This window comes from Waterburya sp. (genome assembly GCF_058530065.1).
Genome location: NZ_JBZNBU010000348.1, coordinates 1 through 17268 on the forward strand (window position 1 = coordinate 1; position 17268 = coordinate 17268).

Annotated in this window: 12 protein-coding genes; 9 read left to right on the forward strand and 3 right to left on the reverse strand. The window is 39.4% G+C overall.

Features of this window, described 5'->3' with window-relative positions; all coding sequences use genetic code 11:
- On the forward strand, positions 1–692 hold a 692-nt coding region (locus tag AC33VI_RS20805; RefSeq protein ID WP_491784178.1), incomplete at its 5' end, for a hypothetical protein.
- 61 nt (positions 693–753) lie between these two features.
- Here the strand turns inward: AC33VI_RS20805 and AC33VI_RS20810 are convergent.
- Complete coding sequence (locus tag AC33VI_RS20810; protein WP_491784179.1) at positions 754–2709, reverse strand: DUF8459 domain-containing protein; 1956 nt, start codon at positions 2707–2709, stop codon at positions 754–756.
- 252 nt (positions 2710–2961) lie between these two features.
- Between AC33VI_RS20810 and AC33VI_RS20815 the strand changes: the two genes are divergently transcribed.
- Positions 2962–4023 carry an Mrp/NBP35 family ATP-binding protein gene (locus AC33VI_RS20815; protein ID WP_491784180.1) on the forward strand — a complete coding sequence of 354 codons (1062 nt, stop codon included), beginning with the start codon at positions 2962–2964 and terminating at the stop codon, positions 4021–4023.
- A gap of 43 nt (positions 4024–4066) precedes the next feature.
- Here the strand turns inward: AC33VI_RS20815 and AC33VI_RS20820 are convergent, their stop codons facing one another.
- On the reverse strand, positions 4067–4705 hold the full coding sequence (locus AC33VI_RS20820) for a cofactor assembly of complex C subunit B (RefSeq protein WP_491784181.1): 639 nt from the start codon (positions 4703–4705) through the stop codon (positions 4067–4069).
- 100 nt (positions 4706–4805) lie between these two features.
- Here AC33VI_RS20820 and AC33VI_RS20825 point away from each other — a divergent pair, with 100 nt between their 5' ends.
- Positions 4806–5024 (forward strand): NAD(P)H-quinone oxidoreductase subunit O, encoded by a 219-nt coding sequence (locus AC33VI_RS20825; RefSeq protein ID WP_491784189.1) that lies wholly within the window; start codon positions 4806–4808, stop codon positions 5022–5024.
- A 388-nt stretch (positions 5025–5412) separates the two neighbouring features.
- Here AC33VI_RS20825 and AC33VI_RS20830 read toward each other — a convergent pair whose 3' ends face one another.
- Entirely contained in the window at positions 5413–5895 is a 483-nt protein-coding gene (locus tag AC33VI_RS20830) for a hypothetical protein (protein WP_491784182.1), read from the reverse strand.
- 369 nt (positions 5896–6264) lie between these two features.
- On the opposite strand from AC33VI_RS20830, the gene AC33VI_RS20835 reads away from it, so the two are divergent.
- The 6 genes from AC33VI_RS20835 to AC33VI_RS20860 all read left to right on the forward strand — a co-directional run.
- Positions 6265–7470, forward strand: coding sequence for a response regulator (locus AC33VI_RS20835; protein WP_491784183.1), 1206 nt, complete (start codon positions 6265–6267; stop codon positions 7468–7470).
- Positions 7471–7625: 155 nt separating this feature from the next.
- On the forward strand, positions 7626–7988 hold the full coding sequence (locus AC33VI_RS20840) for a response regulator transcription factor (protein ID WP_491784184.1): 363 nt from the start codon (positions 7626–7628) through the stop codon (positions 7986–7988).
- A 68-nt stretch (positions 7989–8056) separates the two neighbouring features.
- The gene (locus tag AC33VI_RS20845; protein ID WP_491784185.1) at positions 8057–8617 is read left to right on the forward strand and encodes a chemotaxis protein CheW; all 561 of its coding nucleotides are present in this window, start codon (positions 8057–8059) and stop codon (positions 8615–8617) included.
- Positions 8618–8693: 76 nt separating this feature from the next.
- Positions 8694–11087 carry a methyl-accepting chemotaxis protein gene (locus tag AC33VI_RS20850; RefSeq protein WP_491784186.1) on the forward strand — a complete coding sequence of 798 codons (2394 nt, stop codon included), beginning with the start codon at positions 8694–8696 and terminating at the stop codon, positions 11085–11087.
- A 38-nt stretch (positions 11088–11125) separates the two neighbouring features.
- Positions 11126–13909, forward strand: a complete 2784-nt coding sequence (locus AC33VI_RS20855; RefSeq protein ID WP_491784187.1) for a methyl-accepting chemotaxis protein — start codon at positions 11126–11128, stop codon at positions 13907–13909.
- 40 nt (positions 13910–13949) lie between these two features.
- Positions 13950–17268: chemotaxis protein CheA (locus AC33VI_RS20860; protein ID WP_491784188.1), on the forward strand; the 3319-nt coding region annotated here is incomplete at its 3' end.

Genomic DNA, 17268 nt, shown 5'->3' on the forward strand with positions numbered 1-17268 from the left:
CTTTGATTGCCGAACCCCAACCAATATTACCTTTATCCCATAATTCCTCAAATCTAGATAAATATAATATTGGCGGTCGAGAAATTTCCATTCCCAATCCCGATCGATACGCTCGCGTCACTCCAGAAATGGGTAAAGTTTATCGTCTTTATAAATCTACCAAAGATCCGTATCATAAATTATTAGCTTCTTATATTCCTCAATCAGATGTAGAGGTAGCAATGGGAGGAGAAATTCCTGATTCAACAAGAGGTTTCTATCTAAAAGTATTAAAGATTGCTGAAAAAGAGTTGACAACCTCACAAGATTTTGCTGAAATCAAGAAAATTATCAAAACTCAGAACCAAGAAAATCAAGCTTCCAATGTATCTAAGCTGCAAGAAATAGTTGATGAAAATGGTAAAAGTATTAGTAAAGAATTAGGTTTCGATTTATCCTTTAATGTATCTCAAGCTATACCCCTCGATTCTCATTATGAATCAGAAAATGTCTTTTCTTACTCTATCTATTTAGTCAGTCAAGTCTCAGTGATGGGAGAGCAACAAGAATATGTTATGGCAGCAACTGCTACCCTCGTCAATATTTCTGGAAAAGTTGTTTCTCTTTATTCTTTTGGAGAGCAAGCAGATCTAGACTGGACTCGAAAAGCTTCGCGAACTTGGGCGGAAAAGGCAATTGCCAGTAATTTATAATCAAAATTGTATTTGCTATTTTACTAATGAGAAGAAAGATAAATACAGCAAGGTTTGATGTTTAATCATCGTGCATTAATTCGTCTTCATTTTCATCACAATAAAAGCGATAAAATAGGGGTTCATTTTTAAAATTATGTTCGTCTAAGATATGGTGAATAATATTTTGTTCGACCATTAATTCCCCGATCGCGATCGCTTCTGGTAAAGTAGCTTTTTCGTGCTTGATTAGCCAAGATACAGCTTCCGAACCCAAGAAAACTTGAGGATAGATCTTAAAACCATAACGGCGATCTTTAATAGTTACCCCATATTCCCCTCTCATTGCTGTTACTAAAGCCTCCCAATCATATTCATCGCGAATCGGGATATCTTCTGCTATGGTTAATTGGCGATCGCTTTTGTTTATTTTAGCTTGAGGATAATATAACTTTGGTCGTGCGGAGGCATAGGTTTGAACTAAATTGGCTACCAATTCGTCCAGTTGGGGAACTTTAAAATTAACATCTCTCTGAGGAAAAGGAATCTCAATGCCATACTTGCGAAAGTTAAGATCGATGTGTTTTTGGAGGTGATTTCTAACTTTTGGTTCTTTGAAGGGATCTTTGATAAAAACTACAACGCGGAATAGTAAAGAGCGATCGCCAAATTCGCGAAACTTGGCTTTTGGTGGCGGATGTTTAAGAATATCGGGGTGATAGACTTGGGCTGCTGCTAGCAAGGCTTTGTAAACTAAATCGCGATCGGAGTTGTAGGCGACATCTACATAAACTTTCACCCTAGTCAAACCACTGCGATGCCAATTCTTTACTGTCTCTTCAATAAAGCGGGAATTGGGAATGGTCATAATATGGCGATCTACATGGGAAATTTCCGTAGTACGCGCCCCAATTCGCAGTACCAAACCTTTGTCTTCTCCTACTTCTACTAGTTCGCCAATTTTTATGGGGCGGGTTAATTTAAGAATTAAACCACTAACAAAATCTTTAGCTATATTTTGCAAGCCAAAACCGATTCCTACCCCCAAAGCACTAATCACAATAGTTAGAGAGCGAAAATCAATCCCCCCTCCATTCAAAATCAATAATATACCCAGACTCAACAGTCCGTAATAAGTTAAAAAAGCGATCGAGCTTTGGAGGGTACTTTCAAATCCAGTTAAAGGAAGTATTTTTGACTCTAGTAATTGGGAAAACCATTTGATAAATAGCCACCAAGCAAAACTCAGCAACAATAAAACAATAATATGACCGAGAGATATTGCGGTTTCCCCGCCAAAATCGAAAATTTTGGCATTGAGATTGCTACTAACAGACTCCCAAAGTTTATATTGCCAAATTCTAGTCTGAGCAAATAAACGACTGCAATAATAAATGAAGACCGACCAAGCTAGGATCTGTAAGCCCAAAATTCCCAGAATCGACCGAGAAATCCACAGTTGAGACGAACCCAAACGTTTGCGTCGGAAGTTGCGTTTGAGACAAAATAAGCCAAATTGAATCCCTGTAACTATAGCTAAAGCGATCGCCATCATTTTTATCGCCCATCTTAGATAATTGGGCGATCGCTCTTCAATTCCTCTGTTTAAAGCCAATTGTAATTTTTCTTGCCAAATTTCAGCCTGTTCTTGAGCCATCATCCCAGGAATTAAGTCATTTTCTACTACTGTCAGTAAATGACGACCTTCAACGCGAATGACCGTCCAACCAGACTGTTTGGTTACGATGACATCTAATGGTTGTGAAGAATTAAAATTTTGCTGGAGTTTATTTTGCAGCAGAGAATTGATTTTTTTAGCTCGCTCAGAAGCTGATAAGTTACCAGAACTACCAACTGCAAATAATTTACGACCGTCCAAGACAATATCTCCAGTGGAATTGCTAGAAGCAGTAGGAGATTTTATTTCAGCCAGAGTTGGCAATAAAAACAAGCTGAGATGCAGCCAGCAGGTAATTACAATAACGATAATCTTTTTAACTTTTCGAGACTCAAATAAAGTATCCCAAATGACATTCATCTCTCCTAAATGCTAATTGCTTAGATTATTGTTCCAAAAGCTAATTAACCATGACAATATCATAGGTCAACCAGTCGCCAAATAAAATCAAATTGCGCGATCGCCTCAGTAATATTAAATTGATTTATTTGATGTTCCAGTCTTCTTTATGGTTTGCAATAGCCATTTCCATTGATAATTAAATGTAAGTATGAATACTCGATCTAGATAAAGAGCCAAGAGCCAAAATTTAAGAGGAGAATTTTTAAGATAATGTTGGATACTAAGTCGGTTTTAGAGGTTTTGCGCCCCGTACAAGATCCAGAATTACAAAAGAGTCTGGTTGAATTAAACATGATTCGCAATGTGGAAGTAGATGGGGGAAAAGTTAGCTTTACCTTGGTCTTAACTACTCCTGCTTGTCCTTTAAGAGAGTTTATCGTCGAAGATTGTGAAACTGTGGTAAAAAAGCTGCCTCGAGTAGAAACTGTAGAAGTAGAAGTAACTGCTGAAACTCCCCAACAAAAATCTCTCCCCGATCGCAATTCCGTACCTGGAATTAAAAATATTATTGCTATTTCTAGCGGTAAAGGGGGAGTGGGCAAAAGTTCTGTGGCTGCCAATGTGGCTGTGGCTTTAGCTGCTAAAGGTTCTAAAGTAGGGTTGTTGGATGCGGATATTTATGGTCCCAATGCTCCTAATATGTTTGGCATATCCGATGCGAAAGTTGCCGTCAGACAAGACAGCCAAGGGGAAATCTTAGAACCTGCTTTTAATCACGGAGTTAAATTGGTATCGATGGCATTTTTAATCGACCCAGATCAGCCCGTAATTTGGCGAGGACCAATGCTCAACGGCATTATTCGTAAATTTCTCTATCAAGTAGAATGGGGCGAATTAGACTATTTAATTGTTGATATGCCTCCTGGTACGGGAGACGCTCAATTAACCATGGCACAAGCAGTACCAATGGCAGGGGCGGTAATTGTCACCACACCTCAAACAGTATCGGTAATTGATGCTCGTCGCGGTTTGAGAATGTTCCAACAGTTAGGGGTTAATGTTTTAGGCATTGTCGAGAATATGAGCTATTTTATTCCTCCCGATATGCCCGATAAAAACTACGATTTATTTGGTTCTGGAGGCGGAAAGAAAACCGCCGAAGAATTATCAGTTCCCCTGTTAGGCTGCGTACCTTTGGAAATTGCTCTAAGAGAAGGAGGAGATAGTGGCAATCCCATCGTCGTAGCACAACCAGAATCTGCCTCAGCTAAAGCCTTGGTTGCGATCGCCGAACAAATTGCGGCTAAAGTTTCTATTGCTGCATTGGTTTAATCCATATCTGTAGGGGCATTTCGCTAAATGCCCCTACGTTGCCCTAACTGTTTAACGTGACGGCTAATTTATCAGCAATACCTTCGATCCATTTTTCATCTTGCTTGGTGTAGCTGCGAGGCGCATTTGCCCCCAAAATGATAACTCCTCTATCGTCAATAGGCTGACAGATTACTCCTTGAGTATTTTCTGGTAGGTAGTCGAATTCTACTTTGCCTGGATATAAGTTGAGGTTGACTAAATATACAGGCTTATTTTTTGATAGTACCCGTTCGACAATCGCTCCTGGTTTAATTTCGGGATTTTTGCCCAAGATGCCCCGTCGGAGTATGGTTTTGCCATCATAATATACTGCAAGCGATCGCGTTACAGTGTTGGTCAACAATAAGTGAGATGCCCAAGCTAATTCTGTTTTAGCTGCTTCGGCTAGTTGTTCGTCTATTTCTAAACCATTTTCGCCGATGAGTTCGACGCTATCGGGGATTTTTGCTTGTATTTGTTGCCAAAGCAAACCCACTAAAATTAATACTGCTCCTTCAATGATTCCTAAAGCGTCGGATCGGGCTTGAGAATCGGTAAGTTGGCTAGTGAGCAAGCGATTGACTAAGAGTAATGTTCCTGCTATTCCTCCTGCAAAGAAAGGTAGTAATCTTAAAATGTAGTTGGTATCTGGTTTTTTCATTTTGGCTATTGACTAAGGAAGCAGTTCTTTAAACAATATATAGATAAACCAGTAATTTATAATTCAATAAAACACGTTATAAAAGCGATCGCAATTAATCATCATGGCAGTTATGAAAAAAGGAACTTTAGTTCGCGTACTCAAAGAGCAACTAGAAGGCAGTCTAGAGGCGAAAGCTAGTGACGTTCGTCTTCCTTCTTATTTGTTTAACAGTAAAGGGGAAATCTTAGATGTTAATGAAGAATACGCCCTAGTGCAATTTTACGTTCCTTCTCCTAGTGTTTGGTTGCGTTTGGATCAATTGGAAGCAGCTAAGTAATAATTTCTCAAAGATAAGTTAATCATTGAGGTGGGGTGAAGGGGAAAAGGGGAAAAGTGTGATTTTTCTATTAAAACCATTGTCTTTCCTCTTTGCTAAATTCAGATAATCATCAAACTCAGCATTTACTGCGCTTTTCACATGGGTAGACCACATAATTAAACTTTAAAAACTAAGAACTAAAAACTAAAAACTACGAACTAGTAAATTTTCCCAGAGAGCTATTCAACTGAAAACGGCTGTAAAAGAATACATCAAGCGGCAAGGGCACGGCTGTCTGGGAACAAAAACAACTAAAAAAGAAATTGAAAAGGAAAATCCTTTGTACCCCATTCCACATTCTAAAGATATGGATCTGGGATCTATTTTCAGAAACCCGAGGCTGACGTTAGTTGGGTGGTAGTTCCTTTTTCGTTAAAGATAGGTTGAAGTCAATCGGTTTAGGCGATCTTCCTTTTAAAGAAGCAATATCCTGAAGGATCTGTTGTTGTTGCTGTTGGATCTGTTCTAAACGAATGAGGATATCTTGCAACTGTTGAGAATTTTCGGTTATTTCGTAGGTAGTAATAGTAGTATTGGTTACATCCTGTTTTGGTTTAAATTCCCAGCCAAAAAGCAATTTGAGGAGCAACCAGGGCGAGCGCAAAATCCACAACCAGGCGCGATCGATAGTTGTTGCAACAGCACGATAAATTGTCAGAAATAAACGAATTATTACAATCGTAGCAATTGTAATGACAACAGCACTTATTAAAGGATGATTTAACAACCAGTTGAGTAAAGGATGATGGCTCAACCATACATCCAAGCGAGAATTAAAGGAATTTCCAATACTGTCTAAAAGATGATTATTCCACTCAAACGGTTGCATCTATTCTAAAACCTATATAAATACAGTACTCATCATTTTTCAATGTCCCTTCAATCCATGATAATCGGTGTGACTTGTTAATATTTTTACATTTTGGGGAATTATAAAACTGAAGGTTGATTTCGATCGGCAACATACCAGTTTTCAACAAGTCAAAAGTACCTGGAGAGACCCTTGTTCAAATCGAGGACAAAAAGTTTGAGACAAATTTTCTCTTATTTACCTCGACTTTTATTTTAGAGCATAGTAAAAACTAAAAAATTTTGATTAATAAAACCAAAAAATATTCATAAATCTCCAATTAAATTTTCGTATGTTGAATCCCAACCTATTCGTAAGCTGCAATTATATTCTGAGAGGAAGTTTGTAATGACGACTGCCAAAAATGGAATTAGTCATGCTCGGACTCACGTTCAACAATTTACACCCACCAAGCAAATTGAGCTTTTTGAGTCTCTCAAAGAGTCGCGGTTTAGCGGTCAGTTGCTTATTTCCGACGCACAAGATAGAACCTGGATCTTATATTTATACCTAGGTCGTATTGTCTACGCTAGCGGAGGGAATCATCCCGTCAGAAGATGGAGAAGACACGTTATTGCCTTTTGTCCAGAACGACTATCTTATGTTGAAGAAATTCAGTCAGCTTTAGCTGATATCGCTCAGGAAGAATCAAGAATTTCTTGGGAGTATCAATTACTGTCTGTTTGGATCGACCAAAACAAAATCACTAGAGAGCAAGCTACAAAAGTCATTCGAGCAACCGTAATCGAAATTTTATTTGATATTACCCAAGCTGTCGATCTGACTTTTGAGTCGGTTAAAGATAATCTACTGTCCACAAGACTAATTTTGATTGATGCCGAGCAAGTAATTAAAGAGGCTAGCAAGCTTTGTCATGCTTGGCGGGATGCCAAAGTAGCAGATCGCTCTCCCGATATGGCACCTATAATTCGGCAACCAGAAGCCTTACGCAAAAAAACTTCGCCCCAAGTATATGAGAATCTTAGTCAATTACTCAATGGCAAACAAACCTTAAGAGACTTAAGCGTTCGCATGAAAAGGGATGTAGTAACTGTAACCCGTTCCCTACTACCTTACATTCAATTAGGCTTGGTGCAGTTAATTGAGGTCGCGGATATTGCTCCTCCCGTTTCAACTCCCGTAGCTCAAAAGCTATTTAAACGAAAAACTCCTCGTCGTATCACCATTGCTTGTATTGACGATAGCCCGATTATTTGTCAGACAATGGAAAGCATTATTAAAGATGCAGGATATAACTTTGTGAGTGAGATGGATGGGCTAAGAGCGATCGCTGTATTACTCAGTCGCAAACCCGATCTAATTTTTCTCGATTTAGTGATGCCTAATACCAATGGCTATGAAATTTGTTCTCAGCTACGCAAACTGTCTTTTTTTAAAAATACTCCCATCGTAATTTTGACAGGAAATGATGGCATTGTCGATCGCGTGCGAGCCAAAATGGTAGGTTCGACAGATTTTTTGGGCAAACCCGCTCAAAAAGAACAGGTGCTAGAAACTATTAATAAATATGCTGTTAAAAAAGCTAGTAAATAAGCTATATATTGATTGCTAATTTATTTTTTACTGTTAGTTTTAATTGCCATCGGGGAACTATAAAATTGTTTACAAAAACATTTGTAATTATCTGAATTCATTATGAAACAGCAAAATACAGTACAAAATCCAGAAAAATTGAGGTAACAATTATTATGGGATACACTTTAATTGTTGATGACTCGGCAACCGAAAGAACAATTATCACTGGTTGCTTAGAAAAAGTTGGAATTAATGTTTCTGTTGCTCTAAGTGGAGAAGAAGCTCTAGAAAAAATAGGTCGAGATTGTCCCGATTTAATTGTTTTAGATGTAGTTTTGCCAGGGCGTAGTGGTTTTGAAATTTGTCGCGAACTTAAAGGTTCGGAAAATACTAATAAAATTCCAATTATTTTGTGTTCTACCAAAGGTACAGAAATGGATAAATTTTGGGGTATGAAACAAGGTGCAGATGCCTATATTCCCAAACCCATAGACCAAGAAGAATTAGTTAAAACAGTCCAACAGCTAATTGCTTGAGTAAAATTAGCTGTCAATTTACCAAGGACAATTTATTCAGCAAAATATACTAAGGATAGTTAATAATTGTGTCCGAGCTATTTTCTCAATCTAGCCAATTAAATTCCAGTACGAGATCGAGCGAGCGAATAAAAGAAGAGCAATTCTTACGCTTTAATCTTCATTCTCGTACTCAACTAATGTTGCCGATCGGACAAATTACCGAAGTCTTAAAAATTCAATTTGGTCAAATTGTTCCCATACCTCAAATGCCATCTTGGGTCATGGGAGTTTATAACTGGCGAGGAGACATTCTCTGGATGGTAGATCTCGGACATTTAATTGGTCTTGAACCTTGGTATCAAACCAAAAGTAATCGCTCTAATCATACTGCAATTGTTTTATCTCCCCATAAAGAAAAAGGAGCGAGTAATACAAAAACTAAGATAAATCTGGGGTTGGTTATTGCCAAAGTTGAAGATATTGAAATGTGTAAGGTTACTGATATTCAACTACCACCAAATTCTACAGTTGAAGGACAAATAGCATCTTTTTTACATGGATATTGGCTCAAGCCAGAAGGAGAAATGATTATGGTATTAGATGGAAAAACCATAATCAATGCTATGCCCACAAATTTAGCCAATTAGATTTGTTTGTCAAAACTAAATTGTTAACAGACTAATTTTTTTATAGACAGATTAACTTATCTCTAGATTGAGTTTTATGAATAACTTGCCCCAATTACCAAATCAAACCAAAAATGCTCTCGCTACCGAATCTTTAGCAGTAAAATATCCACTGTTCAAAAAACTCTACGATTTCCCCATTAATCGCAAAATCAATTTAATTCCTTGGGTGAGTTTTAGTGGATTATTAGTAGTCTTAGGGGCAGGAGCTTTAATTGTTTCTAGTTCTTTAAAAAACCAGTTATTTAAACAATTAGAATCTGGACTAGCCGTCAAGAGTCAAATTATCAATCTTTTAGTCTTCGATCGCGAGCAAATAGATAATTTACCTCTTTTAGAACAAACAGTTAATGCTTTTACTGGCGAGCAAAGTTATAGTGCAGTTTACCTGGCTCAAAAAAATGGTGAGTTTACTTTAGCTTCTTCAGCAGAAAATGTTGACGGAGTTAAAAATAGTGGTGTATCTTTACCCAGCAAAGAAATCATCAACCTAGCAATTTCTAGAGAGGGTGAAATAGTCGAGCTAAAGACAAAAATAAATAATGTTAAATACATCTTGGCGGCTCAAACCCTAGTCGATAATACGGGGCAGGCTAGAGGTGTGTTGATCCACGGTAGTTCTCTAGGTTCGATTAACCAGGTCATTGTTAGCAGTTTTCTAGCTCAATTAGTACTGGCAATTGTAATTCTTATTTTAGTTATTTACCTGAGCAAAATTCTCGGACTGGCGATCGCCCAACCCATTCAAACTCTGCAAAAAGTCGCTCAAGACTTTGCCGATGGCAATCTCCAAGCCAGAGCGGTAGTGGATACTAGAGATGAAGTCAGTTTATTAGCTAATACCTTTAACATTCTGGCTGATTCTATCGAAATCAACGAGTCTCGGCTCAAACAGGAAGCCGAACGATCTCGCGTCCTCAAACAAATTGCCTTAGACATCTCTGAAGCTAGCAGCTGGGAAGATATTCTACAAACTGTTGTTAACAGCAGTAAAAGAGTGTTAAATGCCGATCGCTTTGTTTACTATAAACTCGATGCTAACGGTCGAGGAAAAGTCATTGCCGAGGCAGTGGAAGAACAATATCCTTCGGCATTAAATGCTGAAATAAATAATCCCGATCTTGCGGAAGAAGATATTAACCAGTACCAGCAAGGTGAAGTAAAAGTAATTACTAACATCTATCAAGCGGATTTAAGCGATTCTTACCTCAAGAGATTAGAGCCTTATGAAGTAATTGCTAGTGCAGTTGCTCCCATTATTATTGGAAATAAGTTAATGGCTTTATTAATCGCCCATCAATGTAGCGAGCCAAGGGCTTGGCAACAAGATGAAATAGACTTATTAAAAGATATTGCGTCCCAGGCTGGTACTGCGGTAGAAAAAGTAGAGTTCTTAGAAAAACAAAGACAAGCAGAGCAGAAAGAGAGAAAAGCCAAAGAAAATCTGCAACGGAGAGCTTTAGAACTACTAATGGAAGTCGATCCAGTCAGTCGCGGAGATTTAACAGTACAGGTGAAGGTACAAGAAGATGAAATCGGTACGATTGGCGACTCTTATAACGCCACTATTGAAAGTCTACGCAAACTGGTAGCACAGGTACAAACCGCAGCGGCTCGGGTATCTCATACTACTAGTGACAAAGATGTTTCAATTCAAGAATTATCCACTGGTGCTTTGGCTCAAACCCAAGAAATTAATAACGCTCTAGCCAGAATTCAAGGTATCACTGATTCCATTCAAGCCGTAGCGCGCAATGCTAAATCCGCCGAAGCAGCAGTGTTACGAGCAGCAGAAACCGTTAAGGCTGGTGATGATGCGATGAATCAAACCGTAGAGGGTTTCCAAGAAATCCGCGATAATGTTGCTGAAACAGCTAAGAAAGTCAAGCGTCTTGGGGAATCATCTCAAAAAATCTCTAAGGTAGTCAATGTAATCAGTAATTTTGCCGATCAAACCAACCTACTAGCGTTAAATGCTTCTATTGAGGCAGCCCATGCAGGAGAAGAAGGTAGAGGTTTTGCAGTAGTTGCCGACGAAGTACGCTCCCTTGCCCGTCAGTCAGCAGAAGCAACGGCAGAAATCGAAGCCTTGGTAGCAGAGATTCAAGCAGAAACTAACGAAGTAGTAGCTGCTATGGAAGCTGGTACGGAACAGGTGGTAGCAGGGACAAAACTCGTCGATCGCACCCGTAATTCTCTAATCGAAATTGCCGATGTGAGTCAAGAAATAAATCAGTTGGTAGAAGATATTGCAACGGCTACCGTCGAACAGTCTCAAGATTCGGAAGTAGTTACTAAAACCATGATCCAGGTAGCTGCTATTTCCAATAAAACCGCCACTGAAGCGGGAGAAGTATCGACTTCCTTTAAAGATTTATTGATCGTGGCACAAGAATTACAAAATAGCGTGGCTAAATTCAAAGTTAGTTAGCCGATAGTTAACTGTTAATCGATCGAACAATAAATACCATGACCAACTTATTGCCTGACGGCTACTCCGAATTAGCTTTAGACCAAACTCTCTCCGACAGGGGAAAATTAATTACTGCTTCCTGGTGGGAACGTCAAAGTCTCCGTTTTAAAACCACTGTTTTGGCAATTGCCATTGGGGTTATTCCCACGGTAGCAATAGGTTCGACGGCATACTATTTTGCTGCTAATTCTATTGAAAAGGAAACTACTACTCTGCGTAAAACTCTAGTTGCCGATCTGCAAAACCAAGTTAATGTTTTTATGAGCGATCGCTTTGGAGATATTAAAGCTCTGGCTAACTCGGATATTTTTACCGATCCAAAATTACGCCAAATAGTTACTGCCGAACAAAAGTCAGCCGCCCTACAAAAATTTCAAGACGCTCGCAGTATTTATAACAGTATTGCTGTATTTGATGCTAAGGGGGATTTTATTGCCAAAACCGATGGTAAAAGTTTGGGCAATCATCTCAATCGGAGTTATATTCAAGCAGCTTTGAAAACAGATGGCGCAATAATCAGTCAGCCCAGAATTTCGACTAGTTCTGGAACTTATAGTATCTACACAGCATCCCCCATTAAAGACCGAGTTTCGGGAAAAACTATTGGCTTCGTTAGAGCGAGGATGCCCGTGGCAGTTTTAAAAGATTTACTGGCAGGATATACCAGTGGGGGAAATGAATATTATCTATTGAATGATACGGGGGATGTTTTTCTGGGTTCGGCAGGGGAATATGTAATTAAAACTCGCAGCGATAATTCGACAGTAGAAAATGAAGCCTTTGACTATGAAGCAATTAATGCTACCAAAATATTTGCGGGTACGGAAAAATTATTAACTAGTAATAGCCTCTCCGCCCAAAAAGCGATCGAAACCCAAAGTGGAAAAGAGCATTTTTTAACCTATGCCCCCGTGCAACAGATCGAAGGTTTGCCCCCTCTCAATTGGCAAGCAATCATTGCTACGGATAGTAATATTGTCTTTGCTCCTCAAAGGAGATTGCGTTTGGTCTTTATCTTGGGTACGGGAATTGTTGTCTTAGGAGTCGGGGTAGTTGCCTATAGTTTGGCGAATCGATTCTTACGCCCGATCTTATCTGCAGCAGATGCAGTGCGAGAAATTGGACGGGGCAATCTTAAGACTCAGTTAGAAATACAGGGAGCAGATGAAATCGCTCAATTAAGTGCCAATATTAATGGTATGGCTAATAAACTGTCTGATTTTGTTGAGATTCAAGCTCGACTGGCTCAACAGTCAGAAACAATTAAAAATGCTACCCTACAATTTACTACTGCTGCTAATCCTGCTGAGATTTTAGAAATTGCAGTGGGAGAGGTTGGTCAAACTCTTTCTGCCAATCGAGTTGTTTACTATCAATTGATTGACGAGCGTTCTGGTAAAATTGTTGCCGAATCTTTGTCTGCTGGTTCTTCATCCCTGCAAAATACCGAGATTTTGAATCCCGAACTGGTTAATACCTATTTGAGCAAACACCAGCAAAATAATCGGAATATTGAAGTAGTTGCAGATATTTTAGAAAGTAATAATATATCTCAGGCTTATCTTCAAGTAGCTCAAAGTTTGGGCATTAAGGCTAGTTTAATTGCTCCTGTAACCATTGAAGACAACCTAGATGGTTTACTGATGGTACATCAATCTACTAAGCGTAGTTGGTTAGATGAAGAAGTAGAATTTATCAATCAAATTGCCAATCAAATCGGCTTTGGGATTACTCGCTTGCAATTCCTCGAACGGCAAAAAGCAGGAGAAATAAGAGAAAAAGCAGCCAAAGAAGCAATCCAAAGTCGTGCTTTAGATTTATTAAAAGAAGTCTACGATGTTTCTACAGGAGATTTAACCGTTAGAGCGAAGGTTACCGAAGATGAAATTGGCACGATCGCCGATTCCTATAACGCTACGATTGAAAGCTTACAAAAATTAGTCAATCAAACAAAATTTGCCGCTCTAGAAATGCAGAGTAATACTTCTACTAACGATCTGGCAATACAAACTTTGGCAGCAGAAACCCTGACTCAAACCCAAGAAATTGCCCATACTTTAGATCGAGTCAAAGCTATGGAGCAATCTATCGAGCAAGTATCTCTTAATGCCTCTCAAGCCGAGGAATTTGTCAAACAAGCTAATTTGACTATTCTTCAAGGGGATAAAGCAATGAATCATACCGTAGCAGAAATTAATGCAGTCAAAAATACGGTTACAGAAACGGCAATGAAAGTACAAAAACTAGGAGAATCGTCTCAAGAAATCTCTCAAGCAGTTAATTTGGTCGGTCGTTTTGCAGCCCAAACTCATCTGTTGGCACTCAAAGCCTCTATTGAAGCTGCTAGGGCGGGAGAGCAAGGTAAAGGTTTTGCCGTAATTGCTAACGAAGTGCGATCGCTCGCTACCCAATCGGCAGATGCTACAGCGGAAATTGAAACTCTAGTTACCAAAATACAACTGGAGACTAACGAATTGGCAGAAGCAATGAATAAAGGAACGGAACAAATTACTGTGGGTAACGAATTAGTTCGACAAACCCAACAAAGTTTAACCCAAATTAGTCAAGCTAGTGATGGAATTAACCAACTGGTTAATTCTATTGCTCAAGCAACTCAACAACAGTCCCAAACTTCAGCCCAAGTTACTCAAGCCATGACCAATGTTGCCGAAATTGCCGAACATAATTCTCAAGCTGCAACTCAGGTTTCTAGCTCGATTAAAGAGTTATCTGCCGTAGCAGAGAAACTTCAATTAGGCATCGGCAAATTTAAAACTTAATCTATTCTCTCTTCCCTAAATTGCCAATTATATCTAAATCATGTCTCTCAACCCCGATATCCGCGATCAGGCGTATCAATTTTTTATCGAAGAAGCTCAAGAACTCCTGCAAGTTCTTGAATCTGGTTTGCTCGAACTCCGCGAAGACCATAGTACTCCCAAGGTACACGAATTGATGCGGGCGGCTCACTCGATTAAAGGTGGTGCGGCTAGTGTTGAATTGAGTGCTATTGAATTGCTAGCCCATCGTTTGGAAGATTTTTTTAAAGCTCTTTATAGTGACAGCGTTGAGTTTGATGAAGAATTAGAAGGTTTATTGTTGCAAGGGTACGATTGTCTTTCTCATCCCCTACTGGAACAAATCGAATCGGGTACTTACGACGAAGAAGCAGCTTTGTTAACTGCCGAACCAATATTTGCTGCTTTGGAAGTGCGTTTAGAAGATGCCTTGAAAAACGCCGATAGTTATATTCCTAGTTCTAACGATCTTGGGGTAGATATTGTAGCTTCAATCTTTGAAGTAGATGTGGTTCAGGCTTTAGAACATTTAGAGGAAGTAGTTGCTAATCCGAATAACTATGATTTGGCAGCAGAATTGCAGGAAACATTAGATCTGTTTGCAGGTTTTGCTGAATTATTTAATTTACCTGGGTTTAGCGAGATTATTCAAACTTCTCAAGCTGCTTTGGGGCAAAATTCTCACCGAGTTTTAGAGATTATTCAGGCAACTTTAGCGGATTGTACTGTAGCTAAAGATGTTGTTTTGGCAGGCGATCGCGATCGCGGTGGAGAAGTATCGACAATATTAAGGGAGTTGGCGGAGTTAAATAGTTCGGCTATTGCTGAAGATACAGCAGAATTATCCTTCGAGATTCAAGACGATGGTATGTGGGGTAGCGCGCCTGCCTCAGATCCTTTTGCAGAGGATATCTTTGGTGCAATTCCTAATTCGGAAACCCCAGCAGAAAGCGAAGTATTAACTCCTCAAGATGCGGTTGATGATGTGTTTGGCACTATGCCCGAAGCAGAAGCGGCGATCGCCAATAACAATCTCGACGATATCTTTGGCGCAATTCCTAGTTCGGAAACCCCAGGAGAAACCGAAGTATTAACTCCTCAAGATGCGGTTGATGATGTGTTTGGCACTATGCCCGAAGCAGAAGCAGAGATCGCCAATAACAATCTCGACGATATCTTTGGCGCAATTCCTAGTTCGGAAACCCCAGCAGAAACCGAAGTATTAACTCCTCAAGATGCGGTTGATGATGTGTTTGGCACTATGCCCGAAGCAGAAGCAGAGATCGCCAATAACAATCTCGACGATATCTTTGGCGCAATTCCTAACCTAGAAACCTCAACAGAAACCGAAGCCTTAACTCCTCAAGATGCGGTTGACGATCTGTCTGGAACTATTCCCGATACCAACACAACTCCAGAAGAAGTTATTGACTCCTCTTCTGCTAGGGAAAATCTGGAAGAGGCAGTTAAATCAATTGAAAATATTTTCGATACTCTTCCCCCTATAGAAAATGATTCAGAATCCTTAATTGCGCTTCCAGAAAAAAAAGTAGTCGAGCAACAACCCGCAACATTTTCACCCAAGAAGGCTCAGCCAGCCAAAGGGAAAAAAGCTCCTGCCCAACTCTCCGTTAAAGTAGATCTCGAACGTTTGGAAAGGATGAATAATTTGGTAGGCGAACTAACCATCAACCGCAATAGTTTGTCACTGCAAAACCAGCAGCTACAAGAAAATGTTACGGAATTGGGACAGAAATTTTTCCGCTTTCGAGAAGTTACTCAAAAGCTGCGGGAAATATCCGACGAAATAGTTTTAGAAAAGCGATCAAGCCATAATTCTCCTGGAACTATCGGTTCTCATTTCAGTCATTCCGTTGATGAGTCGGCGGAATTTGATGCGTTAGAAATGGATAGCTATAGTAATTTATATGCTTCGATTCAAAATGTTTTAGAAGAAATAGTTCAACTAGAAGAAAGCGTTGATGATATAACTATTTTTGCCAAACAATCCGATCGCACTATTAATAGCCAACGTCAGATGTTGGGACAAATGCGAGACGAATTGATGTGGGTGAGAATGTTGCCTTTGGATAAAATCTTACAGCGTTTTCCTCGTACTCTGAGGGATTTATCAAAAAAATATCACAAGCCAGTAGAGCTAAAAATGACTGGTACTGGGGTTTTAGTCGATAAAGCCGTATTAGAAAAACTATCCGATCCTCTATTACATCTTTTACGTAACGGTTTCGATCATGGCATTGAATCTCCTTCAGAAAGAGAGAAACAAGGTAAATCTCCCAACGGCAAGATTGAAATAAATGCTTACCATCAGGGAAATCAAACAGTAATTGAAATCAAAGACGATGGTAAAGGTTTAGATGTAGAAAAAATCGCCCAAAAAGGTATTGAAAAAGGTTTGATTTCGGCTGCTGAACTTGCCAATGCCACCAAAGAGAGAATCTACGATCTAATTTTTGAACCAGGATTTTCTACCGCCGCTAAAGTTAGTGAATTATCTGGTAGAGGAGTGGGGATGAATATTGTGCGATCGCAAATTGAAACCCTAAAAGGCAAAATTACGGTCACCTCTAGCCCTGGAGAGGGTTCTATCTTTACTTTACGTCTACCATTAACCCTCACTATTGCTAAATTACTGGTATGTTCTTTGGGAACGACTTCTTTTGCTCTACCTTCAGATAGTATTGAAGAAATTATTATTCCTTTAGCAGAACAAATTAAAATTTCTAACGGACAGAGGTTTTTAATCTTTAATGGCAAGCTAGTTCCCATTTATTGTCTGCCAAAAATATTAAATTATAACTGTCCGATACCCGATGCAGAAGACGCGACGAATAAAGCTTTTAAAACCATTGATGCACCTGAAGATTGGTTTGCGCCATTATTGCTATTGCGACGGGGACAAAAATTATTTGCTTTGGAAGTAGTGAGTTTGGTTAGCGAACAAGAACTAGTAATCAAACCCTACGGAAAAGCGATCGCAGCCCCAAAATATAGTTATGGTTGTACTATTTTAGGTGATGGTAGTTTAATTCCAGCTTTTGACGGTTCGGCTCTCATCGGTACTCTATTGGGAGAAGAAATTATTCCCACTTCCTCCGAGGTGAATTATGCCCTCGAAGAGTTAGAAGATACGGGAAGTAGCGGAGAAAATTCCACAGCAACCCAGCAACCCGCGAGGGACAAAAAGCTAACTCCTGTCCAAACAATTATGGTTGTCGATGATTCTACTGCCCTACGTCGGACAATGGCTTTAACTCTAGAAAAGCAAGGCTACCGAGTTATTCAGAAAAAAGATGGCAAAGATGCCTTAGATGGATTTA